Below are 24391 nucleotides of genomic sequence, written 5' to 3' on the forward strand. Positions count from 1 at the left end.
GGTCGCTCCTTTTGCGCTTGGGTGGCTGAGTGTTTATGCGGCCGCGCGGAAGTTCTTTAGAGTGTAGTCCCGGCAGCAGAGGGTGTCAAGATATTGAACTTCGTTCAATGAAGTGAAATAGTGGGGTATGCACCCCCACACCCCCTTGCGACCTCGAGGCGCTGCGTCATGAGTGCGCCCCTAGGCCCCGACGCGCCCTCCCCCCTCGTCTGCACCGCCCCGCCGACGCGCTTTTTCGGCTACTACCCCGGCACGGTCGCCGTCGTCACGGCGGCCGCCGACGGTGACCGTAACGTCATGAGCGCGGGCTGGCACGCGGCGCTGTCCGCCGAACCGCCCCTCTACGGGGTGGCGGTGGCGCCGGAGCGCTACACCTACGGGTTGCTGAGAGCGAGCGGCGCGTTTGCCGTGCACTTCCTCCCCTTCGGGCGCGCCGACGCGGTCGCCGGCGCGGGGAGCTTGAGCCGCCACGAGGGGGTCGACAAGTTCGCGGCGCTCGGCCTCGCGTGGCGCCCCGGCACAAAGACCCCCGCACCCATCTTGCAAGACGCCTACCTCGCCTACGAGTGCCGCCTCCAGAACGCGCTCCCGACGGGCGACCACACCTGGTTCGTCGGCGAGGTTGTGGCGCTGCACTACCGTCCGGAGGCGTTCGGCGAACGCCTGATGCAGGCGAGCGAGCGGGTCGCGCCCGCGGTCTACTACGGCCGGGCGACCTACGAGGCGTTGGGGGCGGGCGAACGGGCCGTCTTCCCACCGGACGCGTTTAGGGAGCGGGCGTGAAGCTCCTGCCTTTGGCACGGCAAGCGGAGGTCACCAACGGCTGGCTCCGCGAGCGGCTGCGGGCGGTGCTCCCCGAGGTGATGCGGCGCGCGCGCGTCGACCTCTGGCTGGTGGTCGCCCGCGAGTACAACGAGGACCCCGTCTTGCCGAGCCTCCTACCCGCCCCCATGATGGGCGCGCGGCGCCGCACGATGCTCGTCTTTCACGCGCCCGAGGGGGGCGCTTTCGAGGCGCTGGCGATCGCCAACGCGGGCGTCGGACTTGACGGCTTTTACACGCCGATGTGGGACAAGACGATGCTCGCCGAGGCCGCCGAGGACCAGTGGGCGTGTTTGCGGCGGGTGGTGGCCGAGCGGAACCCCAAACGCATCGGGGTCAACGTCAGCGCCGAGATCGCCTTCGCCGACGGGCTCTCCAAAAGCGAACACGACGCGCTCATGGCGGCGCTCGGGCCGGAGCTGGCCGCGCGCTGCGTGAGCGCCGAGGAGGTGGTCGTCGGGTGGTTGAGCCGCCGCCTAGAGGGTGAGATCGAAGCCGCGGACGGTATCAACGCCCTGGCGCACGGCCTCATCGCGGAGGCGTTTTCACCCCGCGTCGTGCACCCGGGGGTGACGACCGCTGTGGAGGTCGCCTGGTGGCTGCGCGAGCGCGCGCGGTCTCTGGGCCTGGGCTGCTGGTTTCAACCCTCGGTGTCCATCCAGCGGCGCGGCGAACACCTGGGCGACCTCGGCAGCAGCCCGGACGCGGTCATCCGCCGCGGCGACCTGTTGCACTGCGACTTCGGGTTGCACTACCTGGGGCTCGCGACCGACACCCAACAGAACGCCTACGTGCGGCGGCTCGGTGAGAGCGGCCCCCCGGCCGGGATGGTGGCGGCGCTCGCCAAGGCTAAATGGCAGCAGGAGCTCTTGGCGGCCGAGATGGTCATCGGGCGCAGCGGCAACGAGGTGCTGCGCGCGGCGCGCGCGGCGATGGCGCGCGCCGGCCTCGAGGGCCGCATCTACACCCACCCCATCGGCTATCACGGGCACGGGGCGGGGCCGATGATCGGCCGCTACGACAACCAGGAGGGGTTGCCCGGCGCGGGCGAGCTGCGCCTGCAAGACGCCACCCTCTTCTCGTTCGAGATGTTCGTCGAGCACGCGTTGCCGGAGTGGGACGGGCAGCGCATCAAACTGGCCACGGAGCAGTGCGTGGCGTTTCGCGGCGGGGAGGTCCACTTCCTGGGGGGGCGGCAGACCGCGTGGCACCTCATCTAGACGCCCCCGGGGCCCCGGCACCGGTCGAGCGCTGCGAGCTGGCGCCGGGACTTTCCGTCTCCCGCGTCCTCACCGGGCTCTGGCAAGTGGCCGACATGGAGCGCGGCGGCAAGCTCGAGCCGCGCGCCGCCGCGCGCGCCATGGTGCCCTACGTGGAGGCCGGGCTGACGAGCTTCGACATGGCCGACCACTACGGCTCGGCGGAGGAGATCGCCGGGACCTTCGGCCCCCGCAGCCCCTCGGGCACCCCCGTGCAGCGGCTCACCAAATGGGTGCCCGAACCCGGCCCCCTGACCAAAAGGGACGTGCGCGCGGCGGTGGAGCGCGCCCTGCGGCGCCTCCGGACGGAGCGCCTGGACCTGTTGCAGTTTCACACCTGGAGCTACGCCGACCCGAGCTACCTAGACGCCCTCTTCTGGCTCCAGGAGCTGCAGGCGGAGGGGCTCGTGGCGCACCTCGGGCTGACGAACGTCGACGCGGCGCACCTGCGGCTGGTGCTCTCGAGCGGCCTTGAGGTGGTCTCCAACCAGGTGTCGTTTTCGCTCCTCGACCAGCGGGCGGCGGGGGAGATGACGGCGCTCTGCCTCGAGCGGGGCGTCAAGCTGCTCGCCTACGGCACCCTCGCGGGGGGCTTTCTGTCGGAGCGCTGGCTGGGGCAGCCGGAGCCTGCCTGGGAGCGCCTGACGACCTGGTCGCAGCGCAAGTACCGCCGCTTTATCGAGGCGGCGGGCGGCTGGGGGGCGTTCCAGGGTGTTTTGCGGGCGGCGGCGCACGTGGCGCGGCGCCACGGCGTGTCGGTCGCCAACGTCGCCGTGCGGAGCGTTCTCGAGCAACCCGCCGTCGGCGGCGTGATCGTCGGCGCGCGCCTCGGCCAGAGCGAGCACCTTGACGACACGCTGCGCGTCTTTTCGTTTCGCCTCGACGAGACCGACCGCGCGGCGCTCCGCGGCGCCCTCTCGGCCCTCGCGCCAATCCCCGGCGACTGCGGCGACGAGTACCGCCGCCCGCCCTTTTTGACCGCCGCGGGCGACCTCAGCCACCACGTCGCCACCTTTCCGCCCCCCTACCCGAGCTGCACCCGCGCGGACGGTCGGCGCGTGGCGCTGAGCGGCACCCCCTGGGAGGCGCTGGCCGGGTACGCCCGCGCGGTGCGCGTCGGGGACCGCATCCTCGTGTCGGGGACCACGGCGACCCACGGGGGGCGGCTAATTGGCGGGGCGGACGCCGCCGCGCAGTTTCACTTCGCGGTGGACAAGCTCGAGGGCGCCCTGAGGTCGCTCGGGGGCCGCCTGGAGGACGTCGTGCGCACGCGCGTCTATGTCCGCGACCTAGCGGACTGGGAGGCGGTGGCGCGGGCGCACGGGGCCAGATTCAGGGAGATCAGCCCCGCCAACACGCTCGTGCAGGCGGGGCTGGTGGGGGAGGGGTACTTGGTGGAGCTCGAGGCGGAGGCGGTGGTGGGGGGCTGAAGCGGGCGCTGAGGGGGCGTTCCTGGCCTCAGACGCCCCGAGCCGGGCGTGACCGACGGCACTAGCGCGCCGCTGCGCAAACGGTTAGCCTGTTTTTATGGCAGCAGCTGCCCTGGAGCTTCGCGGCCTCAGCAAGCGCTTCGGCGCCGTGCGGGCGGTTCACGAGCTCGATTTGCGCGTCCCCCAGGGCGAGCTCTACGCCCTCTTGGGCCCCAACGGCGCGGGTAAGACCACCACCTTGCGGATGGTGGCGGGGCTGCTGGCACCCGACCGAGGGGACGCTCTCATCCTGGGCGCGAGCGTTCGGGAGCGCCCGACCGAGGCCAAGCGGGCGCTCGCCTACCTCCCCGACGATCCCATGCTCTACGGCAAGCTGCGGCCCGGCGAGTACCTCGAGTTCGTGGCAGGGCTCTGGGGGGTGCCCCCCGAGGAGGCGGCGCCGCGCGCAGAGGCGCTTTTGGAGCGCTTCGACCTGTGGCGGCACCGGCGCGACCTCACCGAGACCTTTTCACGCGGTATGAAGCAGAAGCTAGCGCTCGCCGGGGCGCTCGTCCACGCGCCCAAGGTGATGATCCTCGACGAGCCCCTGACGGGCCTCGACGCGGCGGCCGCGCGCGACGTCAAGGCGCTCCTCGCGGACTTCGTGAGCGCGGGCAACACCGTGGTCTTGACCACCCACATCATGGAGGTCGCCGAACGCTTGGCCGAGCGCATCGGCATCCTGAGCGGCGGGAGCTTGCGCGCCGAGGGCACGCTGGCCGAGCTGCGCGCCCTGAGCGGCGGCGAGGGCAGCTTGGAAGAGGTCTTTTTGGAGCTCGTCGGGGACGGGGCCGAGCAGCAGGAGAGGGCTGGGGCGTGAGGCCGGGCTCCTGGCTCTGGCTCGTGCGGCACGACCTGCGCCTCGGCTGGCGCGACCTGGCGGCGCGTTGGAACCCGCGCCTCGTCGCCGCGCTCGTCCTCGGCGCGCTCGGGGTGGTTCATCTGGTGCTCTGGCTGCTCCTGCGCGAGGTCCGCCTCGAGCTCTCGGACGAGCTGCACACCGCCCTGCTCTGGGTCGTGACCGGCGGTCTCGCGCTGGCCTTTGTCCTGGCGCTCGGCTTCGGGATGAACCGCAGCCTGCTGATGCTCTTCGAACGCGGCGACCTGGACCTCCTCCTCTCCTCGCCGGTGTCCGCTCGAGCGGTCTTCGCGAGCCGCGCGACGGGCGTCGCTTTGAGCGTGCTCCTCGCGTTCGCCCCCTTCGTGGTGCCGCTCGTGAGCGCCGGGGTGATGCTCGGCCTGCCGCGGCTGCTCGGCCTCTACCCAGCGCTGTTGGCGCTCGCGCTAGTGGCCTCGAGCCTGGGCCTGCTTGTCGTCCTCTGCCTGGTGCGGCTCGTCGGCGCGCGCGCCACCCGCACCCTGACGCAGATCCTAAGCAGCCTCGTCGGCGCGGCGCTCTTTCTCGCGTACTACTTCGTGCTCCTTACGGGGTGGCGGCCGCCCTGGCAGCTAGGGGACGGCGCGCCGCTGCCCGGGCCGGACAGCCCGCTCTGGTGGCCGGCGCGCGCCGCCCTGGCCGAACCCCTGCCGCTCGCTATCGGCCTCATGCTCGGCGCGGGGCTCTTCTGGCTGACGGTTGCGCTCACCCACCGCCGCTTCGTCGCCGGTACGCAGGCCGCCCTAAGCGTGCGGCGGCGCGCCGCGGCGCACCGCGGGTCCTTGCGCTTCCGGGGCGGGTTGTTGTGGGTGGTGTTCGCCAAGGAGTGGCGGCTGCTCCGGCGCGACCCCTACCTCCTCTCGCAGACGCTGCTGCAGGTGCTCTACCTGATCCCCTTGGCCTTTTTTCTCTTTCGCGGCGAGGACGGTTTTACCGGCCTGCCCCCCGGCGCGCTGGGGGTCGGTGTGGTCCTGCTGGCCGGCACCCTCGCGAGCACCCTCACGCGCATCTGCGTCGCCGCCGAGGACGCGCCCGAGCTCCTGGCGGCCGCGCCGCTGCCGCGCGGCCGCCTGCGCTGGCTCAAGCTGGGGGCGGCGCTGACACCCCTGTGGCTCTTGTGCCTGCCGCTCGTAACGACGCTCGCTCTGCGGGGCACGCCGGGCTGGTGGTGGATCCTCCTCGGCTTCGCCGGCATGACCCTCTCGGTGGGTGTGATCAACGTCTGGAGCGCGCACCCCATCCCTCGCAGCGACCTCTTTAAGCGCCAGGGCTACAGGGACCGCGACGTGGTGCTCACCCTTATCGAAGCGCTCCTCATCTTCGCCTGGCTGGGCGCGACTTGGGGGTTGGTGGTGGGCGCGTGGTGGGGATGGCTAGCGCTCGCCTTGGGGCTGCTGCTGCCGGGGGTCGCCTACGGGCGCTACCGGGAGCAGGGTTCGGGGCTGAGCTACTGACGTGTGGCGCCGCGGGTGGTGCAGCGAGCACCCCCTTGCGACCGTCACCCCTAGGCCGTAGGGCCCTATGCTGTAGGGATGGACTGCTGCGACCCCAATGGCCTTGACCGCATGTTCGCCGCTCCGCTCGTCCGCTGGGAGCTGCGGGCGTACCGGCGGCGCGGGCTCAACCGGCGGCAGCGGGAGATTGTCGCGCTGCTAGGCCCCCTCGCGCCCGAGACCTCGGTGCTCGACATCGGCTGTGGGATCGGCGCCCTCGGCGTCACCTTGTTGGCAAAAGGCGCCGGTGAGGGGACGTTCGTCGACCTCTCCTCGGCCTACCTCCAAGCAGCTCGCGAGGTCGCCGCCGAGGCGGGGGTGGCGGCGCGGGCTGCTCTTTACCGCGACGACTTCGCAACCTCGGCGCGCCCGTACCCGTGCGCCGACGTGGTGCTGCTCGACCGGGTGGTGTGCTGCTACCCGGAGGGCGCGGCGCTGCTCGAGAAAGCGGCGCGCCACAGCCGGCGTACGCTCGTCTACAGCTACCCGCGGCCCCTCTGGTTCATGCCGCTCTTTCGGGCGCTCTGCGCTCTCGGTATGAGGCTCATGGGCCAGCGCTACCGGTTTTTCCTGCACGACCCGGACGCGCTCCTGCGGGCGGCGACCGCGGGGGGTGGGGTCCACGTCGCGACCCGCCGGGTGGGCGTGTGGGGGCTGGTGAGGGTGAGCAAGCGCTAACGGTGTCCCTGCCCCCGCGCGCCGAGGTCTAGCGCGCACAGCCGACCCGCAGCTCAGCTGGGACGCCCCCGGCCGGCGAGAAACCGGATCGCGGCGGCGTAGCCGTCGGGTCCTAGACCGGCGATCGTCCCCACGCAGACGCCCGCGACAAACGAGTGGTGGCGGAAGCTCTCGCGCGCGTGGATGTTGGAGAGGTGCACCTCGACGACGGGCAGGGGGATGCTCGACACCGCGTCGCGCAGCGCCACCGAGGTGTGGGTGAGGCCGCCGGGGTTGAGGACCACCCCCTGAGCGCCCTCGTCGGGCGCTTCGTGAAGCCACGTGATGAGCTGCCCCTCGAAGTTCGATTGGCGGCACACGACCGGCACGCCGACCTCCCGCCCCCAGGCGGCGCACTGCGCCTCGAGCGCCTCTAGGGTCGCCGAACCGTACACCGCCGGTTCGCGGCGGCCCAGCATGTTGAGGTTGGGGCCGTTGAGGACGAGGATCACCGCGAGACCTCCTCGAGCCCGGCTAGACGCGCTTGCAGCGCCGTCCACGCCGCGCGCAGTTCGCGCTCGGTCACGTCGCCCGCAATGACGGGCGACGTGACGCGCTCCAAAAGCACCCAGCGCTGCTGCGCCTCGCCCCGAGCTCGGCTCAGGTGCTTTTTGTCGCGGGCGATAAAGGGGAGCAGGTCGTCTAAGCTCAGCTCGGGGAGCGGCGCGGGGGCGACCCACGCCACAAAGCGCGCGACCCGTTCGGTCTCGTCGGCGTAGCCGCGCGCAGCGCTTAAAAGGGCGGCGAACAGCAACCCGTAGGCCACCGCGTCGCCGTGAGAGAGGCGGTGCTGGGTGGCGGCCTCGAGCGCGTGCGCCAAGGTGTGCCCGAGGTTGAGGTGCGCCCGCACCCCCCCTTCGCGCTCGTCTCGTGCCACGATCGCCGCTTTGACCGCGACGGAGCGCGCGACGGTTTCTGTCAAAAACGCCGCGGGGCCGTCGCGGCGAAATTCGGGGCGGGTGACCGCCTCCAAAAGCCACGGGTCGGCTAGAAGCCCGTGTTTAAAGAGCTCGACGGCGCCGGCGCGAAACTCGCGTTCGGGGAGGGTGCGCAGCACGGTGGGGTCGATCAGCACCGCTCTAGGCTGCCAAAAGGCGCCGACCAAATTTTTCCCCTCGGGGAGGTTGATCCCCGTCTTGCCCCCGACCGCGGCGTCGACCATGGCGAGCAGGCTCGTCGGCAGCGCGGCGAAGGCCAGCCCGCGCATGTACGAAGCGGCGACGAAACCCGCCAAGTCGCTCACCACCCCGCCGCCGAGGGCGAGCACCGCGTCGTGGCGGGTAAAGCCCTTTCGGGCGAGCTCGCTTAAGAGCGCCCCAAACTGGGTGAGGGACTTGCTCGCTTCGCCCGCCGCTACGGGGCAAAAGGTGACGCGCGCCCCGGCGCCCGCCAGGCTCCGGACGACGCGCTCGGCGTAGTGGGGCGCTACGTTCTCGTCGCTGATGAGCGCGACGTTAGGGGCGCTCACCGCTTCGCCGACTCGAGCCAGCACCCCCGGTTCGACGTGAACGTCGTAGGGGGGGGTGGTCTGCACCGTGAGTGTGATCCGTCGGTGCGTCGCGCCAGGGTCTCTCATCGTCTCCTTTCGGCTTCGCGCGCCTCGCGCCACGCCCACAGCTTCTCGACGATCTCCTCGACGACGTCGCTGCTGTGGCGCCCGTCGGTCGACACGTGAAAGCTCGCGGCCGCGTCGTAGGCGCTTTGGCGGGCGTTCAAAAGTTCGCGGATGCGCCCCTCGGGGTCGCCGATCTCCAAAAGCGGGCGTTTGTGGCGCCGCGTGCGCCGGTAGATGGTTTCGGGGCTCGCGGTGAGCACGATCACCGGGCCGCGGCTTAGGAGCATCCGCCGGTTCGCCTCGCGCATCACCGTCCCACCCCCCGTGGAGATCACCGCCTCGTCGAGGCGCAGGCAGCGGCGCACGACCTCGCTCTCGTAGTCGCGGAAGACCGCCTCGCCGTAGAGCTCGAAGAGTTCGGGGATGCGCATACACGACACCCGCTCGACGACGCGGTCGGTGTCGATGAAGTTGAGCCCCAAGCGGCGCGACAGCTCCCAACCGATGCGGCTTTTGCCGGTCCCCATAAACCCCGCCAGCGCGAGCCAGGTCACGGGGCGCTCGAGCCGCAGCCGTCTCGGGGCGCTGCTGGCCATCACGCGCCTCTCGGGGTGTCGGGGAGACGTCGCCTGTACACGTTACGCTCGCCGGGCGGTTAGAAGGTGCTGGCGAAGTCGCGGTGAGCCGCCACCCGCTCGGTGATCTCGCGCACCGTGTCGGCGCCGAACTTCTCCATCAGAGCGTCCGCCAGGATAAGCGCCGACATCGCCAACACCACGATCGAGGCCGCTGGTACCGCCGTCGTGTCGCTCCGCTCGCGGGCGGCGTCGGCGGCCTCGTGCGTCAGCACGTCGACCGTCGGGAGCGGTTTCATAAGGGTGGCGATGGGTTTCATCGCGGCGCGCACCACGAGCTCTTCGCCGGTGGTCATGCCCGCCTCGAGCCCCCCCGCGCGGTTGCTCTGGCGGTAGTAGCCCGCCTCGCCAGGATGCTCCGCCGCGCTCCGGTATCCGATGGGGTCGTGGACCTGGCTGCCGGGAGCCCCTGCCGCCGCCCAACCGTCGCCGATCTCAACCGCCTTGATGGCTTGAATGCTCATCACGGCCCCCGCGAGCCGCCCGTCGAGTTTGCGGTCCCACTGGGTGTGGCTCCCCAGCCCCACCGGCAGCCCCCGAAAGCGCGCCTCGACGACGCCCCCCAAGGTGTCGCCGCTGCGTTTGGCCTCGTCGATCCGCGCGATGATGGCGGCCTCGGCGTCGCGGTCAAAGGTGCGCAGCGGGCTCTCGTCGAGGTCACTGAGGCGCTCCCAGTCCATCCCGCCGTCGCACGGGATGCCGCCCAGCGCGACCACGCGGGCGCACGCCTGGACGCCGACGGTCTCTAAAAGCCGCAGCGCGATGGCCCCCGCCGCCACGCGGCTCGCCGTTTCCCGCGCCGACGCGCGCTCCAAAACGTCGCGCAGGTCTTTGTGGCCGTACTTGATGCCGCCCGTGAGGTCGGCGTGGCCGGGCCGCGCCTCGGTCAGCGCGCGTTTGCGCGGTTCGCCCCCGGGTAGCGGCGACATGATCTCGGACCAGTTGCGCCAGTCGCGGTTTTCGATCTGCAAGCTGATGGGGGCGCCCGTCGTGCGCCCGGCGCGCACCCCCGCGAGGATCTGGGCGCAGTCGCTCTCGATGACCATGCGCCGACCCCGCCCGTAGCCCCCCTGGCGGCGGCGCAGCCACGGGTCGATGTGTTCGCTCGCGACGAGCGCTAACCCAGCGGGGACGCCATCGAGCAAGACGGTGAGGGCCGGGCCGTGCGACTCGCCGGCGGAGAAAAACCTCAGCATCTTCCCAGCTTAGCACGCACCTCTCGGGTGGTCGCGGCCCCGCTGTGGCGAGCACACGGGCGCGCCGCAGGGGGCTGGGTCTACTCGAGCACGTTGGCGGTGACGATAATAAGAAGTTCGGTATTCAATTCGGTAGCGGTGTTTGTGGAGAACAGGTTACCTACCACAGGTATATCGCCTAGGCCGGGAACGCTCCTATTGGACGCTACAACTTGATTTTGGAGAAGTCCACCTAGGACGACGGTTTGTCCTGGTTGTAGCGTGATTCGAGAGTTGGCTTTGCGAGTTAGAAACTCGGTTATCCTCCCTTCCGCATCGCGTAAGCTCGGCGTATCTACGCGCGCACAGAGATCAAGAATGACTGAGTTATTGTTGGCGACTTGTGGCGTAAAGCCGACGATGACGCCGTAGGGGATCTCGTCCCTGGTGACCCCTCCGGCCTCATCCCTTACGTAGTTGTATTGCGTCCCTCCAGCTTGGAGTGTAGCGACGCCGTTATTGAGCACGGTCACGTTGCTGTCATCAACGCGCCTTGAAAGCCCCTGTTCTTCGTAGACGTCGAGAATGGCTCCCAGGTTAAAACCAGCGATGGCGCGTTGCGCATCAAAGACGAAGCTCAGACCTCCCTCTCCTGAAAAGAGGGTTGTCGAAAACCGGTCCATGGCTGCAGTCAAGTTGAGGCCAAGGCGCTCGCTTGCATTTGCAGAGACTTCTTGGATGCGCACCTGGACGTTGATTTGCCGCTCCGGCCGGTCGAGTGTCTTGATAAGCTCTGCAATTTCTTCTTGGATGCTCACAGGTGCTGTGACGATAAGTTGGTTTGTGCGGGGGTCAGCTGATATAGCCAGAGAGGGTGTCTCCAGAGCTTCACTGTTTGGTATAGGCGTAACGCCCTCTGTGTTAACTGCACCTTGGTTTGTTGCTTGAGGAGTAGACAGATCAGCGGTACTACACAAGTCAGTTACGCTTCGTTGTTCGGAGGAGCCGAGCGTATTGGTGGAAAAGATCGTGCCAAGAAGTACGCCCGCTAGGTTGCTCGCGCGAGCGTAAGAAAGCGGATAGACGCGTCGCACCCTCGCCACTTTACTTCTGTCGTAGCGCTCGAGCAGCTCCGCAACCCGCTCCTGCTGCGCTGGCGCGCCCCGAACGCTGATGAGCCCCAGCTCCTCGAAGGCGGTGACGTCGACGCTCTCGGAGGCGAACTGCGCAGCTAAAAACGCGGCGAGCTGCTCGGGGCTGCTGTTGACCGCGTAGGTGCGCACGTCGCGCGTTTCGCGCGCCTCGGTGCGCGTTTCAAAGAGGCCGGCGAGCACGGACGGCGGCCCGATGACGACGATGTCGGGGTCGCGCAGGACGTACGTGAGGCCGTTTAAGCTGAGCACGATCTCCCAGATCTCGCGAAAGGGTTTGGGTTCGCCGATGTCGTAGCGGACGACCGTGTCGGGGACGCCTTGGGTGATGGCGGTGAGGCCGACCGAGCGCGCGAGCGCCTGCAGCATGGCGCTCAGCGCCTCCCCCTCGGGGCCCGTGCGAAAGCTGACCGGCGCGTCGAAGCGCGCCTCGGCGGGGAGCGGGGCGACCTGCGCGCGCGCCGCCGGCGCCGTCGTCTCTGCGGGGGGCGCTTCCTGGGCGACGGCGAGCTGCACCGCGCCGGCGATCAGGGCGCAGGTGAGCTGAGTTGCGACGCCCCGAAGGAGGCGCACGTGCGGGACGAAGCGCCATCTCTGCGCGAGGGGCGAGTGGGCTGGGGGGAGGCTTGTCATCTCCCCCTCAGCGTAAGTCAGGGTCTTAGCGGAAGCCTGTGACGAACGTCGGTTCGCTCCCCGTAGGCGAAGGCGGCCGCGTCGGGCGTCAGCTCGACGAGCACCACCTCGCTCCCCGGCAGGGCCTCGCCGACGGCGAGCAGGATGGGCCCGTCGTGCTCTTGGGTGCGGAAGACGCCGGTGCCGGTACTCATCGCGGTAAACACCACGCCGCGCTCGTCGAGAAGGCGCTGTACGGTGTTACCCGCCGCCTGCGCCTCTCGGCTGTGCGCGAGCTGTAGGGGGGGAGGTGGTTGGAGGGGGGTGGTCGCCCCCGCTGCGGTCGCCGAAAGACCGGCAGGGCGCTGCGTTACGGGCGTGCCGGGCTCGAGCGGCGGTACGCGCAGGGCGGCGACCTCGGCGAGCGCGCCCCCCCTCGCCGCGTGCGCGTCAGCGCCCTCCCACGCGAGGGGGCGCGGAGTTTGAGGGGTGGCGGAAGCCTCGAGGCGTCTTGGCAGCTCCCCTGGTCGCGTCAGGGGGGGGCGTGGTGTCGGGGTCGGGATGAGCTCGCTGAGGTCGGGTGGCCCCTCCACCACGCTCTCGGGGGGGGGAGGCGGCGCGCTGACCTCGGCGACCGGAGGGGGCGCTACCGGCGGGGGTTCGGCGACCGCCGGTGGGGTTTCGGTGTCTGGCGCCGGGCCGAAGAGCGCCGAGAACGGGTTGGCGATCGCCGCTTGGTCGGCGGCGGGGGGCTGCTCAGCGCCTCGTGGTGCTGGGCTCGCCGCGTCCGGCCCCGCCTCCTCTGGTAGGGGGATGAGAAACGGCAGCTCGGCGATGCGGAGGTCCGCGGTCACTTCGGGCGGCGTCGCTGCGGGGAGGGGGGGAGCCCCCCCCGTCATAGCGGCGTCGTTCGCCGGTGGGGGGGTGTCGGTGGGCGTCGGGGCTGCGGGGGTGGCGAGGGTCCAGCTCAGACCCAAGCTCAGGAGTGCGAGCGCGGTGCGCCAGGGCGAGCGGGGCGTCTTACGGCTCATGGGCGTTCGTCCGCGGCAGGCTCCCCCGCAGCCGCCTCATCGCCCATGACCTCATCGCCTATGACCTCGTCGGCGCTAACCTCATCGCCCATGCTCCCGTCGCCTGCCAGGACGAAGACCGTAAAGTCGTAGCTGGCGCTTAGCAAAGGGTCGCTGCTCGACTCGTTGGTGCTCAACCCGACGCGCTCCACCCTAGCGAAGCGGGGGAGCGTCTCGAGCGCCTCCAAAAAGGCGATGGTCTGGCCGTAAGTACCCTGGGTGCTGAGCGAAAACCCCAGGGGCCGCACCCCTTCGACGCTGGCGCTGCCCAAACCGGTGTGCTGCAGCGCGCTTAGGGTCACCCCCGCGGCGCTGCTGGCCTCACGCAGGTAGTCGAGCAGCTCGGCGACCTCGCGCTGCGGGGGGAGCTGTACCAAAAAGCGGTCCCGTTCGGCCTCTAAGCGCGCGATCTCGCCGCGCAGCGCCGGGAGGTTGGCGCGCGCGGCGCGCCCTAGCGCTACCTGGGTCTCAAGGCCCTGCACGCTCGCCTCGAGTTCGCTTAGGCGCAGCGTCGTCGGCGTGTAGAGGTTGAAGTACCAGAGCATGAGCCCGAGCGCCGTCACGGCGGCGCTCAGCATAAGCAGGTGGCGGCGGCTCAGCTTGAGTGAGGGGGAAGCGGCGTTCTCACGCGTCCAAAACCCGCTCACGCCCTTTAGGGTAAGCCCTCTCACGGGGTGTCTCCTTCGCTGCTTTCGGCTGGCATCGCTGGATAATCGGCGTCTGGGTTGTCGGCGTCGCCGGTGAGGGCCGCGCCGATGGTCAGGTTAAAGGTGTAAAAACCGCTCTCCTCGCGCGTGAGGTCGCGCAGCATCACGCCGAAGTCCGGCGCCCGCTGAAGCTCACGGACGTAGTCGGCGACGACGCCGGCGCTACCCGCAACGCCCGCAACGTCCATCTCGACGACCGCTGTGAGGTCTTCGTAGACGCCCTCGGCGCGGCGCTGCTCGCTCGTGGCCGCGTCGAGGGCGCGCATCTCGAGCGTCTGGAAGGCCATACGCGTCGCGGGGTCCTCGCGGGCGGGGGGGCGGGTCTCGAGCATGGCGAAGAGCTGCTCGGAGAAGAGGATTTGGTTTCCCTGCACCTCCTGGGCGATCGCCTGGAGCTCGCCGAGGGCGCTGCGGCGGTTCTGTAGCGCGCTCTGCTCGGCGATAAAGCGGCTTAGGGCGCGCTGTTCGGCGCGCAGCGCGCTCTCACGCGCCTCCAAGCGCGCCTGTTCCGAAGACACCCCCATCTGCAACCAGCCAGCACCGAGGAGCGCGACGAGGGGCAGCGCTGCCGCCGCGAGCGTGTAGGGGTCGGCGCGGCGGCGCCGCCGGAGCGTCTTCGGCAGGAGGTTGATGGTGATCACGGGCCGCTAACCCCCCGCAGCGCGAGCCCGAGCGGTACCCCGAACTCGGGGCCGAGATCTTTGAGCGCGTGGGCGTCGCCGTGCTCACCGGGCGAGACGGTGAGCCACGGGTCGCCGAGCTCGACCCGCAGACTGAGCGTGCGGCCGAGCGCCGCAGGCAGCCCGTGCAGCTTGGCGCCGCCGCCGGCGAGCAGCAGCCGACTGATGTGGGCGTCGCCCGACTGCACCCGGAAAAACTCCAGGCTGCGGCGGATCTCGGTGGTGAGCTCGGCGACGACGGGTCGGAGCGCTTCGTAGACGCGTTCGGGGCTCGGCGCTCCCGGGGGGGCTGGTGCGGCGGCTTCGGGTGACACGCCGCCGGTGCCGGGGGGGAGCGCCCCGCCGTAGCGGAGCTTGAGCGCCTCGGCGCTGTCGAAGTCGAGCCCAAAAGCGCGCTGCAGCGCCGTGGTGAAGTCGTCGCCGGCGACGCCCAGGTTGCGGTTCATGAGCACCCGCTCGCCGCGCACGAGGGTGATGGTGCTGCTCGAGGCGGCGACCTCGACGACCACCCCGATCTCGTCGTCTTCGGTGTAGGCGTCCCCCACGAGGGTGCTGCGGTTGAGGCGCTCGCCTAGCAGCGAACCCTTGAGCGCGCGCAGGAGCGCAAACGGTTTGATGTCTAAGACTACCGGCTCGAGCCCCGCGCCCCGCAGCGCGTGAGCGAGCTGCGTGACGAGGTCGAGCCGCGTCGCCGCGACGACCACCTCGATCTCGCCGCCGTCGGGGACATCATCGGGGTGGTCGAGGATAAAGTAGTCGAACGCCACGTCGTCAATCGGGAAGGGGATGTAGCGCTCCGCCTCCCAGGGGATCGCTTTTTGGAGGTCTTTGAGGGGCATCTTGGGGAGCTGCAGGTTGCGCGTGATGGCGAGCCGGTTGGAGACGGCGGTGACCACCGAGCGCTGGCGCACCCCTGCCGCCTCGAAGAGGGTCTGCAGCTCGCCCTTAAGGGCTGCTTCGTCGAGGATGCCGTCGTCGTGGATGACGCCGGGGGGCATGGGGCGCACGCCGAGGTGTTGCAGCGTAGGGGGGGTGCCGGGGCGCAGCGCAACGACTTTGAGCGCGCTCGTACCGACCTCGAGGCCGACGGCGAGGTGGCGCCGGGCCAGGAGGCGAGCAAAAGGGACGCGTCGGGTGCGGGTCGCGGGCGTGACCATAGCGCTCCCCCTCCTCGGGGAACAGGGAGACTGTAACAACTCAGGCGGGCTAGAGAGATAAAAAATGTCGCTTGCGCCAGAGGGCTGTGGTGGGCGGCTCTATGGTGTCAGACGGCGCGCTGCTTATAGCGGGCTGCAGGCTTGGGGTACGCGCTTGTAGGTGCTTTTGCGGCGGCGAGGCGGCGTGTGACGGATGAGCAAAACCGCTCTGTGTACGAATAACCATGGGGACTTACGTATCTCAGCCTATACTAATCTATACTAAACGGCGAACAAGAAAGGTCGCCTTGCTCAACGTGGGTGAGATGGGAGGAGGGGTATGCGGCATTTTGGAAATAGCACTCGACGCACGCTCTCTTGGGGTGGGGCTCGAGGTAACAGGGGACTTGGCTGGGTGCTCGCGCTCTCCATCCTATCGGGTTCGCTCATCGCTTGCTCTACGGGTGTTCGCGACGACGTCGCGCCCCCGGAGGTCGAGCTGCCGGCGTCACCTGAACCTGTGCGGACGCTGACGACATGGACCATCGACCCCGACTTCGACGTCGCGCAGCTTGACGATCCGCAGACGCGCGCCTGGTACGAGCGGGTCTACACCGAGATCGCGCACGAGCGGACGAGGCGCTGTCTGCCGCCCTCGGCGACCCCGGAGGACTACCCACATTACCCCGCCTCGGGGACGCTCGCGGCGTGTTCGGGGGTCAAGCACTACGTCGGCCGCGGCCTCAACTTCTATGTCACCTCGCTCCTCAGCCTCTTTCGCGTGACGGGTGACGCGGCGCTGCTGCAGGAGGTCGACCGCGTCATGGAGCTCGCGCGCGCGCAGCTCGCCGACACGAACGGCGACGGTTACCGCAACTGGCGGTGGCTGAAGCGCATCGACTCGAGCGACTTCAACCTTAAGGAGGAGTCGTTAGCACACGGGTTCATCGCTCAGGTCGCCTACGTCTTTACGCAAAACGCCGCGCTCAGCACCCCCGAGCACCCGTACGCGGCGCGCGCGGCCCTCTGGCTCGAGTACCTCCGGGACGACTTCGAGGCGAAGTGGGCGCAGCGCAGCGCGACGCGCGCGTCACGCGGACTGCCGCGGCACTCGCTCTTTCACCCCTACATGGAGCTGCTGCGCTACACCGTCTACATGGCGAAGCTCTTCCCGGAGGACCCGCGCTACGCGGCGCTGCGCGACGACATGACGCGCACGGCGCTACATGAGTTTCGGGAGGACATGACCGAAGCGGGCCCTGCGCTCGTGTGGTCGCACCGGATGCGGTGGGCGGCTGAGGACCCGGAAGCGTGCCTCGTCTTTCAGATGGGTACCTATCCGCAGCAGACGATGCTAGTCTTTGCCGACTTGGCGCTCGAGGGGCACGCCGGGTTTGCCGACGCCGAGAAGCTGCGGGCGCTCTCCCGCACGCTCTCGGAGTCGCTGCTCGAGCCTAACCGGTGGGGCTTTATGTATAAAGACGTCGGCGGCCTGAGAAACGGTAGCCTCGAGCTCCCGGGCAGCCGGAAAACGGCGGTGATCGACGGTTGGTGCTTTATGGAGTCGCCAGCATCGATCATGGGCAGAGAAGCGGACAACTTCCGCTCAGAGGGGTCGTACCGCCTGCTCACGTGGGGGTTTCTCGCCGCCTTTGCCCCGGAGCCCGGCACCCCCCTCGAGGCGACCAAGATCTACCGCACCAACCGCGAGGTCTACGGGGATCCCTTCTCGGCGGCGACGCCGCGGTCGGCGCTGCACATCCCGGTAGCGATGGCGTTTGCGCGCCTTTTTCACGCCCAGGGCTACGCGCTCGGAGCACCCTAACGCTTGACGATAAGGCGAGCGCGAAGCGGGCGTTAGAACGCTCTAACGCCCGCTTCGTAGGGCTTGGCGGTTTCACGCGTTGCTGCAGGATCAGGTGCGTCTAGGGCGCCCTTTTTTGTTTTTTGTCGTGAGAGCCCCCCTGGCTTCGTACGAACCGAGATACCTGCTAACCCGGTTTCGGCATCATCCCCGGCGGTAACAAAGGGCCTTTGGAGGGTTTGTCCGGTTTGGCGGGTGGAGTAGTTGCGGCGGGTGGGTTGGGCGCGACGTACGGTTCGTGCTCGGGGAGTTTTTCCCCCCGCATGAGCGCGGCGAACTCGTCGGCGTGGAGCGTTTCGCGCTCCAAAAGCACCCGGACGATGGTCTCGAGGTCGTCGCGGTGTGCCTGCAAAAGCGTCACGACGCGGCGGTACTGCTCGTCGATGATCGCCTTGACCTCGTTGTCGATGAGCCGCGCCGTCTCCTCGCTATAGGTCCTGATCCCCTCGACTTCACCCAAGTACGAGTCGGTGCCGCTTGAAAGCGCGACGCGTCCCAACGCGTCGCTCATCCCCCAACTCGTCACCATGCGCCTCGCGATGTTGGTGGCCTGCTGAAAGTCGTTTTGGGCGCCCGTGGTGATGTCGTTGAAGATAAGTTCCTCGGCCGCGCGGCCCGCGAGCGCGACCCCGATGGTGTCTAGGAGCATGTCGCGCGACATGTACATGCGGTCCTCTTCGGCAACCCGCATAACGTAGCCGCCCGCGCGGCCGCGCGGCACGATGGTGATCTTGTGAACGGGGTCGGCGTGGGGGAGCAAAAAGGCCGCCAGCGCGTGACCGCCTTCGTGGTACGCGGTGATCTTCTTCTCCTTGGGGCTGATGACGCGGCTGCGGCGCTCTGGCCCCATCACCACGCGGTCGGCGGCCTCGTCGATGTCGGCGGGGAGGATCTCTTTGCGGCCCGCGCGCGCCGCGACGAGGGCCGCTTCGTTGAGCAGGTTCTCGAGGTCAGCCCCGACGAAGCCCGGCGTGCGTTTGGCGACCGTGCGCAGATCGACCTTCTGGCTGAGGGGTTTGCCGCGCGCGTGAATCTGCAAGATCGCCTCACGCCCCTTGACGTCGGGGGCGTCGACGACGACCTGGCGGTCGAAGCGGCCGGGGCGCAAGAGCGCGGGGTCGAGCACGTCGGGGCGGTTGGTCGCGGCGATAATGATGATGTCGTGCTTGGACTCGAAGCCGTCCATCTCGACTAAAAGCGCGTTTAGCGTCTGCTCCCGCTCGTCGTTGCCGCCGTTGATGTTCATCCCGCGCCGCCTTCCTACGGCGTCGATCTCGTCGATAAAGACGATGCAAGGGGCGTTCTTTTTGGCGCTCTCGAAAAGGTCGCGGACGCGCGCCGCGCCGACCCCGACGAACATCTCGACGAAGTCGGAGCCGGAGATGCTGAAAAAGGGGACCTTGGCCTCGCCGGCGACGGCTTTGGCGAGGTGCGTCTTGCCCGAGCCCGGCGGCCCCACCATAAGCACGCCGTGCGGGATGCGGGCGCCGAGCGCGTGGAACTTGGCCGGGTTTTTTAGAAACTCGACGACCTCGTAGAGGTCGTTTTTCGCCTCCTCGACCCCGGCGACGTCTTTAAAGAGCGTCTGCGAGTTTTCCTCGGTGATCATGCGGGCGCGCGATTTGCCGAACTGCATGGCGCCGTCGCCGCCCGTGCGCATCCCGCGCATGAGGTACCACATAAAGGCGATGATGAGGATGATGGGGAGGAGCGTGATGAGGATACCCCCCCAGTTCTGGCTTCGCGGCGCGACCTCGACGGTGTTGACCTGCGCGTCGAGCTGACTAAGCTCCTCGGTCGACAGGGGGGCGCTGATGCGGGTGGTGTACGACTCCCCGCCCCGCACGCTGACCTCGAGCACGCCGTCGCCGACCACGACCTTGTCGATCGCTCCGCTTTCGAGCTGCCGAGCGAAGTACGAGTAGTCCCTAACGTTCCCACCCCCGCGTGACCCGTTCTGTGACGCTACAAACACCACCACGCCAAGCACGACTGCCCCGATGAGTACGCTCCGAACCGGAAATTTCCCCATAGTCTAGTCTACTCTTTCGGGGTCACGCGGATGTAAGCAAAGAACAGTTGGGGGGGAGAGCAATGAGCAACGAGCAATGAGTAATGAGTGATGAGTAAAAACTCTTCACTCATTGCTCGTTGCTCATGTCTCATGGCTGCTCTACTGCTGTTTTGCCAGGTCGTTAAAGCGCACGTGGGCGTTGTGAAACTGCAGCTCGATGGTGCCAACCGGGCCGTTACGCTGTTTGCCCAAGATGATCTCGGCGATCCCCTGCTTTTCGGAGTGCGGGTCGTAGTACTCGTCGCGGTAGATGAACATCACCAGGTCGGCGTCCTGCTCGATGGCGCCCGATTCGCGCAGGTCCGAGAGCATGGGGCGTTTGTTGGGGCGCGACTCGACCGCCCTGGAGAGCTGCGACAAGACGAGCACGGGGATGTCGAGCTCGCGCGCCAAGGCTTTGAGGCCGCGCGAGATCGAGGAGATCTCCTGCTGCCGGTTCTCGGCGCCGCCGCGCGAACCGCTCCCCTGCATGAGCTGCAGATAGTCGATGATCACGAGCCCCAAACCGTGCTCGGCCATGAGCCGCCGGGTACGGCTCCGGAGCTCCATGACGGTCATGTCGGCGGCGTCGTCGATAAAGATCTTGGCTTCCGACATCCGCCCGGCCGTGTCGGCGAGGCGCTGAAAGTCGCGGTCCGAGAGCTGCCCCGTGCGCACGCGGCTCATGTCGACGCGGGCTTCGCTGCAGAGCATCCGCATAACGAGCTGCACGGCCGACATCTCGAGGGAGAAGATACCGACCGTTTTGCCCTCTTTGAGCGCGACGTTTTGGCCGATGGTGAGCGCGAAAGCGGTTTTCCCCATCGAGGGGCGCGCGGCCAACACGTTAAGAGACGACGGTTGCAACCCGGCGGTCATCATGTCGAGCTCGCGAAAGCCCGTCCGCAAACCCGAGATGGGGTCGGGGTTGTTAAAGAGCTCGTTAATCTGCGCAAACGAGTCGGAGACGAGCGAGGGCATCCCCTGAAAGGCGTGGGTGCGTTTGTTCGACGAGAGCTCGAAGATGTTCGCCTCGGCCTTGTCGAGGATCTGCTCGAGGGGCATCGCCTGGTCGTAGGCGCTCTGCATGATGGCGCCCGAGGCGGCGATCAGCTCGCGCAGGGTCGCCTTCTCCGCCACGATGCGGGCGTACGACTCGGCGTAGGCCGCGGTCGGCACGCTGTCGGCGAGGCCGATGAGGTAGGGCACGCTGCCAACCGCTTCAAGTTCACCCGTTTGCCGCAGCTCCTCGGTGAGCGTCACGAGGTCGACGGGTTCGTTGCGCCGAAAGAGCCGTTCGCAGGCGCGCCAGATCTTGCGGTGGCTCTCCTTGTAGAAGTGCTCGGCGCTGAGCATCCCCTCGAGCTGCGCGAAGACCTCGTTGTCTAGGAGGATGCTTCCCAAGACGCTCTGCTCGGCCTCAAGGTTCTGCGGCGGCATGCGGCTCTCGATCACACCGCCCCCGAAGGCGCCGCCGGCCTCGCAAGACCCCTGTGAACACCTAGAGCCACGGGTAACACCACCCTGGCCGTGAGCTGTAAGGCGTTCTGCACGTCATCGCATCATCTCCCGTATCGTGCCCGTTCGCTTGGTAGCGGCTACTTCAGCTTCGTAGACCTCGGTCTATCGCCCCCGCGTGGGGCCCGCCTCAAAACGGCTCACCCACCTCATGGGCGGGTTCACGAAAGGAGATGATACCGGATTCGAGCCACAACCTGGCAGGGCCTCCGACGGGGGTGAACGGTACAATGCCCTGTGGACGGTTTTCTGTGATGGACGCTCTAGCTGTTTTCACCGCCGCGCTCGCGCTGCTGGGCGGCTTTGTGATCGGCTCGCTGCCGCTCGGCGGGCGCGTCGTCGCGCTTCTAAGCGGTCAAAGTCCGGCGGAGACGAGCGCACACAACCTGGGCGTGGAGAACCTGCTGCGCTTCGTCGGGGTGCCTGCGGCAGTCGTCTCGTTTTTGTTGGACGCGCTTAAAGGTCTTCTGGCGCTCGCCCTCTTTGGTGGTAGCCCCTGGGCGGCGTTCGGTGTCTACGCCGGGCACCTCTACCCGCTACCGCGTTGGCGCGGGGAGCTGCCCCGTGGACGCGGGAACGGGGTGCTGCTAGGTCTCTTGGCGGGGTTGTGGGCCGTCGTGGGAGTTCCTTTTTGGTTGACGGCGCTACCGGTCGCGGTCTACGCGGCGCTCCTGGCCCTTTCGGGGTTCGTCGCCCTGGCGACGACAGGCGGGCTCGTGGTGCTGCCGCTGCTCGCGTTGGGGGTAGCGGAGGGGGCGCGTAACGCGGTGCTAGCGGCGCTGCTTCTGGTCGTGCTGTTTGGGTTGTGGCGCCACAAGGTCAGCTTGGTGCGTATCGTGGACCGGACCGAGCCGCGCATCTGGGAGCCGCCGCCCGTGCGTGGTGTCGACCCCGGGGTGGTCTACGCCGCCTTTATGATCCACCCGCTCACCCTGGAGGACCTCTGGCAGGCGCCCAGCCTCCGGCCGTTCGGCGCCCTCGCGCGCCGCGGCCTCCTGCCGGAAGCGCTCATCCGTCTCTCGGTGCGTTGGCTGCGTCCGCAAAAGCGCGGCGAGATCAGCGGGATCCGGCTCTCGGACGGGCGCGAGCTGCGCGTGATGCTGATCGGCGGTCCCATGCTCCCCGACCAGATCCGCCGCTACCCGGATGAAGCGGTGCGGATGGCGATCCAGGGGGCGCGGCTGGCGTTCGAGTTGGGCGCTGAAGCCTTCGGGTTGGGCGCTTTCTGGTCGACGGTCGGCAACAAGGGACAGGCGGTGCAGGAGGCGGTGCCGCAGCTGCACATCACCAACGGCGGCGCCTACACCGCCGGCACGGTGCGCGCGGCGGTGCCGGGGATTTTAGAAGGCTTTCGCGCCTCCGGGCGCGACCTTAAGCGGGCGACGGCGGCCGTCGTCGGGGCCAACGGCGTCGTCGCTTTTGGCGTCGCGCGCACCGTGGCGCCGCACGTGGCGCGGCTTATCCTCATAGGCCGCGACGAGGCACGCCTGACGCGCAGCGCCCGCACCCTGAGGCGCAAGTTTCCGCAGACGCAGTTCGAGGTGAGCACCGACGTCGCGCGCTGCCGCGCGGCCGCGCTCGTCTTTTCGGCGACCTCCGACCCCAACCCCGTTATCCGCCCTGAGCACGTCGCACCGGGGACCTGGCTCTTTGACCTCGGGCGCCCCGCCGACGTCGACGAAAGCGTGCGGGCGCTCCCGGGGGTGCGCCTCATCCCGGGCGGCGTGGTCCGCCCACCCGGGCGGATGCGCAGCTCGCTCGACCTGCACTTCGGCGACGGCCTCGTACCCGCTTGCTTGGCCGAAACGATGATCATGACCGCGAGCCGCGCCTTCGGGCGCAAGTCGCTCGGGGAGCGCACGCGCGAGGCCGACATCACCTTCTACGTCGAGGAGGGGGCGCGTCTCGGCTTCGAGGTCGTCACCGAGGACGTGACGCAACCTGCCCGCACCGCCGCAGCGCGTGACGAGCGCGCTTTGGAGGCCGTATGACGAGCCGTATGACGCTCGCCTTTCGCGTCCGGGGAACGCTCGAGGACCCCCACCTCGCCCCCCTCTGGGAGGCCGGCTGCACCGGCATGCTCGAGGACGGCGGTGAGGTCGTCGCCTTTTTCAGCGAGCCCCCCCCAGGGGAGCTCCTCACCCGCTTCCCCCCCGGTGGGCGCTGGGAGCGTGTCGACGACACCGACTGGGTCGCCCGCTACCACGAGACCTTGGCGCCCGTTGTCGTGGGGCGGCTCGTGGTCGCGCCGACGCACCGCGAGGTGACGCTCCGCGCGCCCCAGCGCGCGCTCTGGCTCGACCCGGGGATGGCGTTCGGCACCGGCCACCACGAGACGACCTACCTGGCGCTCGCGGCGCTCGAGCGCCTCGAGCTGCGCGGGCGCCGCGTGCTCGACGTGGGGGCGGGTTCGGGCATCTTGGCCATCGCCGCCGACCTGTTGGGCGCGGCGGAGGCCGAGGGGCTCGACATCGACCCCGACACGGTGGGGGTCGCCGAGGCCAACGCGGCCCTAAACGCTTCGCGGGCGCGCTTCTCGGCGGGGGAGCTGAGCGCGCGGACGAGACCGGCGCACGTCATCGTCGCCAACCTCTACGCCGAGCTGCACGCCGAGCTCGCGCCGCTCTACGCGCGCCTCCTGAAGCCCGGCGGTTACCTCCTGGCGACGGGTATCTTGGCCTCGCGTGGCGCGGTGGCGCAAGGGGCGCTGGAGCGGGTTTTCGGGTCCGTCGAGGTAGAGGCGCGCGGCGAGTGGCTGCTGCTGCGCGCCCGCGCCCCATGAGCCCGCACACCGTGAACCCGTACACCGTGAACCCGTACACCGTGAACCCGTACACCGTGAACCCGTACACCGTGAGCCCGCACCGCCCGAGGAGGCGCGCGTGAGGGTGCACCGGGTGTTCGTCCCCCACCTCGCTGCGGGGGAGCGCGTCCTGACGGGCCGTGAGGCGCAGCACCTCGCGCAGGTGCTGCGGGTGCGCCCAGGGGCGCGCGTGCGCGCCTTTGACGGGGCGGGGCTCGAGGCCGACGGGACGGTGCGGGAGGTTACGGGGCTGCGCGTAACGCTCGAGCTCGGCGCGCCCTACGCCCGCGAGGTCGAGGCGGCGCTGCGCGTGACGCTAGCGGTAGCGCTCCTCAAGGGCGACAAGCTCGCCGAGGTGGTGCGGCGCGCGACCGAGTTGGGGGCCGTGGGCTTTCGCCCCTTTGTGAGCCGCCGCTGCGACGTGCGCGAGCTCTCGGCAAACAAACTCGCGCGACTGCGCCGCGTCGCGCAGGAGGCCGCCAAGCAGTCGGGGCGGAGCGTGGTGCCACCCGTGGCGGAAGCCGCTCCCCTGGCTCACCTCAGCCTGCCGGCGCCCACCCTCGTCGCGCACCCGAGCGCCCCCCGAACCCTCGGCGAGACGCTCGCCGCACTCACCCCCCCGCCCACCGCGCTCACCGTCCTCACCGGCCCCGAGGGGGGGTTGACCGAAGACGAACTCGCCGCGCTCACTGAGCGCGGCGCGCACCCCATCCGCCTGGGCGCGCGCATCCTCCGCGCCGAGACCGCCCCCGTGGCCCTCACCGCGGCCCTTCTCATCCCCGAGGGGTTATAAAG

General features: G+C 69.1%; 21 protein-coding genes. 10 read left to right on the forward strand and 11 right to left on the reverse strand.

The window, feature by feature from the left end:
• Positions 1 to 168: 168 nt before the first annotated feature.
• The 6 genes from TRAD_RS06560 (at position 169) to TRAD_RS06585 (ending at position 6598) form a co-directional block, all read left to right on the forward strand.
• Positions 169 to 783, forward strand: a complete 615-nt coding sequence (locus tag TRAD_RS06560) for a flavin reductase family protein (RefSeq protein WP_013177812.1) — start codon at positions 169 to 171, stop codon at positions 781 to 783.
• Complete coding sequence (locus tag TRAD_RS06565; protein ID WP_013177813.1) at positions 780 to 2042, forward strand: M24 family metallopeptidase; 1263 nt, start codon at positions 780 to 782, stop codon at positions 2040 to 2042. Before TRAD_RS06560 ends, TRAD_RS06565 begins: the two co-directional genes overlap by 4 nt.
• Positions 2027 to 3511, forward strand: coding sequence for an aldo/keto reductase (locus tag TRAD_RS06570; RefSeq protein ID WP_013177814.1), 1485 nt, complete (start codon positions 2027 to 2029; stop codon positions 3509 to 3511). The genes TRAD_RS06565 and TRAD_RS06570 overlap by 16 nt, the downstream gene beginning before the upstream one ends.
• Positions 3512 to 3608: 97 nt before the next feature.
• Positions 3609 to 4370 (forward strand): ABC transporter ATP-binding protein, encoded by a 762-nt coding sequence (locus tag TRAD_RS06575; RefSeq protein ID WP_013177815.1) that lies wholly within the window; start codon positions 3609 to 3611, stop codon positions 4368 to 4370.
• A complete protein-coding gene (locus TRAD_RS06580; protein ID WP_013177816.1) occupies positions 4367 to 5881 on the forward strand; it encodes a hypothetical protein in 1515 nt (504 codons plus the stop codon). The genes TRAD_RS06575 and TRAD_RS06580 overlap by 4 nt, the downstream gene beginning before the upstream one ends.
• Positions 5882 to 5959: 78 nt before the next feature.
• Complete coding sequence (locus TRAD_RS06585; RefSeq protein WP_013177817.1) at positions 5960 to 6598, forward strand: methyltransferase domain-containing protein; 639 nt, start codon at positions 5960 to 5962, stop codon at positions 6596 to 6598.
• 53 nt (positions 6599 to 6651) lie between these two features.
• On the opposite strand, the gene aroQ is transcribed toward TRAD_RS06585, so the two are convergent.
• From aroQ to pilM, 9 genes are all read right to left on the reverse strand, one after another.
• Positions 6652 to 7089: a type II 3-dehydroquinate dehydratase gene (gene aroQ / locus TRAD_RS06590; protein ID WP_013177818.1), complete on the reverse strand. Its 438-nt coding sequence runs from the start codon at positions 7087 to 7089 to the stop codon at positions 6652 to 6654.
• Positions 7086 to 8213 (reverse strand): 3-dehydroquinate synthase, encoded by a 1128-nt coding sequence (aroB, locus tag TRAD_RS06595; protein ID WP_013177819.1) that lies wholly within the window; start codon positions 8211 to 8213, stop codon positions 7086 to 7088. Before aroB ends, aroQ begins: the two co-directional genes overlap by 4 nt.
• Positions 8210 to 8788 (reverse strand): shikimate kinase, encoded by a 579-nt coding sequence (locus TRAD_RS06600; RefSeq protein WP_013177820.1) that lies wholly within the window; start codon positions 8786 to 8788, stop codon positions 8210 to 8212. The genes aroB and TRAD_RS06600 overlap by 4 nt, the downstream gene beginning before the upstream one ends.
• 59 nt (positions 8789 to 8847) lie before the next feature.
• A complete protein-coding gene (aroC, locus tag TRAD_RS06605; RefSeq protein WP_041947709.1) occupies positions 8848 to 10020 on the reverse strand; it encodes a chorismate synthase in 1173 nt (390 codons plus the stop codon).
• Positions 10021 to 10103: 83 nt separating this feature from the next.
• Positions 10104 to 11726, reverse strand: coding sequence for a type II secretion system protein GspD (locus tag TRAD_RS06610; RefSeq protein ID WP_185095207.1), 1623 nt, complete (start codon positions 11724 to 11726; stop codon positions 10104 to 10106).
• 77 nt (positions 11727 to 11803) lie between these two features.
• A complete protein-coding gene (locus tag TRAD_RS06615) occupies positions 11804 to 12796 on the reverse strand; it encodes a hypothetical protein (protein ID WP_013177823.1) in 993 nt (330 codons plus the stop codon).
• Positions 12793 to 13506 (reverse strand): type IV pilus inner membrane component PilO, encoded by a 714-nt coding sequence (locus tag TRAD_RS15165; protein ID WP_013177824.1) that lies wholly within the window; start codon positions 13504 to 13506, stop codon positions 12793 to 12795. The genes TRAD_RS06615 and TRAD_RS15165 overlap by 4 nt, the downstream gene beginning before the upstream one ends.
• Entirely contained in the window at positions 13503 to 14183 is a 681-nt protein-coding gene (locus TRAD_RS15170) for a hypothetical protein (RefSeq protein ID WP_013177825.1), read from the reverse strand. Before TRAD_RS15170 ends, TRAD_RS15165 begins: the two co-directional genes overlap by 4 nt.
• Positions 14180 to 15379: a type IV pilus assembly protein PilM gene (pilM, locus tag TRAD_RS06630; protein WP_013177826.1), complete on the reverse strand. Its 1200-nt coding sequence runs from the start codon at positions 15377 to 15379 to the stop codon at positions 14180 to 14182. The genes TRAD_RS15170 and pilM overlap by 4 nt, the downstream gene beginning before the upstream one ends.
• Positions 15380 to 15773: 394 nt before the next feature.
• Here pilM and TRAD_RS06640 point away from each other — a divergent pair, with 394 nt between their 5' ends.
• The gene (locus TRAD_RS06640; protein WP_013177827.1) at positions 15774 to 17183 is read left to right on the forward strand and encodes a hypothetical protein; all 1410 of its coding nucleotides are present in this window, start codon (positions 15774 to 15776) and stop codon (positions 17181 to 17183) included.
• A 166-nt stretch (positions 17184 to 17349) separates the two neighbouring features.
• Here TRAD_RS06640 and ftsH read toward each other — a convergent pair whose 3' ends face one another.
• Both ftsH and dnaB read right to left on the reverse strand, forming a co-directional pair.
• Positions 17350 to 19254: an ATP-dependent zinc metalloprotease FtsH gene (gene ftsH, locus TRAD_RS06645; protein ID WP_013177828.1), complete on the reverse strand. Its 1905-nt coding sequence runs from the start codon at positions 19252 to 19254 to the stop codon at positions 17350 to 17352.
• 141 nt (positions 19255 to 19395) lie between these two features.
• Positions 19396 to 20727, reverse strand: coding sequence for a replicative DNA helicase (gene dnaB, locus TRAD_RS06650; RefSeq protein WP_041947713.1), 1332 nt, complete (start codon positions 20725 to 20727; stop codon positions 19396 to 19398).
• Positions 20728 to 21047: 320 nt separating this feature from the next.
• On the opposite strand from dnaB, the gene TRAD_RS06655 reads away from it, so the two are divergent.
• The 3 genes from TRAD_RS06655 to TRAD_RS06665 all read left to right on the forward strand — a co-directional run bounded on the left by TRAD_RS06655 (position 21048) and on the right by TRAD_RS06665 (position 24389).
• Complete coding sequence (locus tag TRAD_RS06655; protein WP_013177830.1) at positions 21048 to 22784, forward strand: glycerol-3-phosphate acyltransferase; 1737 nt, start codon at positions 21048 to 21050, stop codon at positions 22782 to 22784.
• Positions 22781 to 23575, forward strand: a complete 795-nt coding sequence (locus TRAD_RS06660; RefSeq protein WP_013177831.1) for a 50S ribosomal protein L11 methyltransferase — start codon at positions 22781 to 22783, stop codon at positions 23573 to 23575. Before TRAD_RS06655 ends, TRAD_RS06660 begins: the two co-directional genes overlap by 4 nt.
• Before the next feature lie 100 nt (positions 23576 to 23675).
• Positions 23676 to 24389 carry a 16S rRNA (uracil(1498)-N(3))-methyltransferase gene (locus TRAD_RS06665; protein ID WP_013177833.1) on the forward strand — a complete coding sequence of 238 codons (714 nt, stop codon included), beginning with the start codon at positions 23676 to 23678 and terminating at the stop codon, positions 24387 to 24389.
• Positions 24390 to 24391: the final 2 nt, after the last annotated feature.

Source organism: Truepera radiovictrix DSM 17093, assembly GCF_000092425.1.
GTDB classification, from domain to species: domain Bacteria; phylum Deinococcota; class Deinococci; order Deinococcales; family Trueperaceae; genus Truepera; species Truepera radiovictrix.